General features: G+C 54.0%; 1 tRNA gene and 2 rRNA genes. All 3 read left to right on the top strand.

What is annotated here, in order from left to right:
• Positions 1 to 1,429 (top strand): 23S ribosomal RNA (locus B6A27_RS00085); the annotation flags it as partial.
• Between the two features lie 335 nt (positions 1,430 to 1,764).
• Positions 1,765 to 1,881, top strand: a 5S ribosomal RNA gene (gene rrf, locus B6A27_RS00080).
• 10 nt (positions 1,882 to 1,891) lie between these two features.
• Positions 1,892 to 1,967: transfer RNA gene (locus tag B6A27_RS00075), tRNA-Val, on the top strand.
• The last annotated feature ends 104 nt before the right edge of the window (positions 1,968 to 2,071 follow it).

The raw sequence follows: 2,071 nt of genomic DNA, 5'->3' as shown, positions 1-2,071 counted from the left end.
GGAATAGCCTGTCCAAGCGGTTAGGCTGCCAGATAGGCAARTCCGTCTGGCRTCCAGGCTGAGCCGTGATGGCGAGGGAATCAAAGTACCGAAGTCCCTGATCCTCCACTGCCAAGAAAAGCCTCTAGCGAGGTGAGAGGTGCCCGTACCGCAAACCGACACAGGTAGGCGAGGAGAGAATCCTAAGGTGCGCGGGAGAACTCTCGTTAAGGAACTCGGCAAAATGACCCCGTAACTTCGGGAGAAGGGGTGCTCTCTTGGGTGTTGAGCCCGAGAGAGCCGCAGTGAAAAGGCCCAAGCGACTGTTTAACAAAAACACAGGTCTCTGCGAAGCCGAAAGGCGAAGTATAGGGGCTGACACCTGCCCGGTGCTGGAAGGTTAAGGGGAGCGCTTAGCTCAAAGCGAAGGTGCGAACCGAAGCCCCAGTAAACGGCGGCCGTAACTATAACGGTCCTAAGGTAGCGAAATTCCTTGTCGGGTAAGTTCCGACCCGCACGAAAGGTGTAACGACTTGGGCACTGTCTCAACGAGAGACCCGGTGAAATTATAGTACCTGTGAAGATGCAGGTTACCCGCGACAGGACGGAAAGACCCCGTGGAGCTTTACTGCAGCCTGATATTGAATTTTGGTACGTCATGTACAGGATAGGTGGGAGACAGAGAAGCCAGGACGCCAGTCTTGGCGGAGTCGCCCTTGGGATACCACCCTTGTCGTACTGAAGTTCTAACCCGCACCCCTGATCGGGGTGGGAGACCGTGTCAGGTGGGCAGTTTGACTGGGGCGGTCGCCTCCCAAAGAGTAACGGAGGCGCCCAAAGGTTCCCTCAGAATGGTTGGAAATCATTCGAAGAGTGTAAAGGCAGAAGGGAGCTTGACTGCGAGACCTACAAGTCGAGCAGGGACGAAAGTCGGGCTTAGTGATCCGGTGGTTCCGCATGGAAGGGCCATCGCTCAACGGATAAAAGCTACCCCGGGGATAACAGGCTTATCTCCCCCAAGAGTCCACATCGACGGGGAGGTTTGGCACCTCGATGTCGGCTCATCGCATCCTGGGGCTGTAGTCGGTCCCAAGGGTTGGGCTGTTCGCCCATTAAAGCGGTACGCGAGCTGGGTTCAGAACGTCGTGAGACAGTTCGGTCCCTATCCGTCGCGGGCGCAGGAAATTTGAGAGGAGCTGTCCTTAGTACGAGAGGACCGGGATGGACGCACCGCTGGTGTACCAGTTGTCCTGCCAAGGGCACCGCTGGGTAGCTATGTGCGGAAGGGATAAGCGCTGAAAGCATCTAAGCGTGAAGCCCCCCTCAAGATGAGATTTCCCATTGCATAAGCAAGTAAGATCCCTCGAAGATGACGAGGTAGATAGGTCCGAGGTGGAAGCGTGGCGACACGTGCAGCTGACGGATACTAATCGATCGAGGACTTAACCAATACGAAAAAGGGAGCAAGCTCGCTTGCATCCATAAGGCGTTCAAGCTTCTGACGGACAAGTCAGGAGACTGGGACAGAAGAAGCGGAAACGACCGTAGGATGCAGCTTGCGGAACTAGACAATACGAAAAGTGGAAGCGAGCGCTTAGCGCCGGAAGGAAAATATTCTTCTGACGAGACATGCTTGCATGTCGATGGAAAGCGGAGCTAGACATCAAGAAAAGCACCGCCTATCCTTTCTTCTCTGATCTGTTATCTAGTTTTGAAAGAACCAAAAAGTTCTTGACATGGGCGAAATGCTCGTTATAATAATACTTGTCTGTTTGAAATAACAAGCCTAGTGACGATGGCGGAGAGGTCACACCCGTTCCCATCCCGAACACGGAAGTTAAGCTCTCCAGCGCCGATGGTAGTTGGGGCTAACGCCCCTGCAAGAGTAGGACGTTGCTAGGCGCTACATATCGGAGGATTAGCTCAGCTGGGAGAGCACTTGCCTTACAAGCAAGGGGTCGGCGGTTCGATCCCGTCATCCTCCACCATTATTTCAATGAAAACTAGTATAGATGACGCCGGCTTAGCTCAATTGGTAGAGACGAGCGAAGCATCGGTGAAATGACTACGAGTTGCCTCGACGCATTGGACA

The organism is Anoxybacillus sp. UARK-01, from assembly GCF_002075365.1.
Lineage (GTDB): Bacteria > Bacillota > Bacilli > Bacillales > Anoxybacillaceae > Anoxybacteroides > Anoxybacteroides rupiense.
Note: the sequence above shows the minus strand (reverse complement) of the source record. Positions and strands in the feature narration are given on the sequence as shown.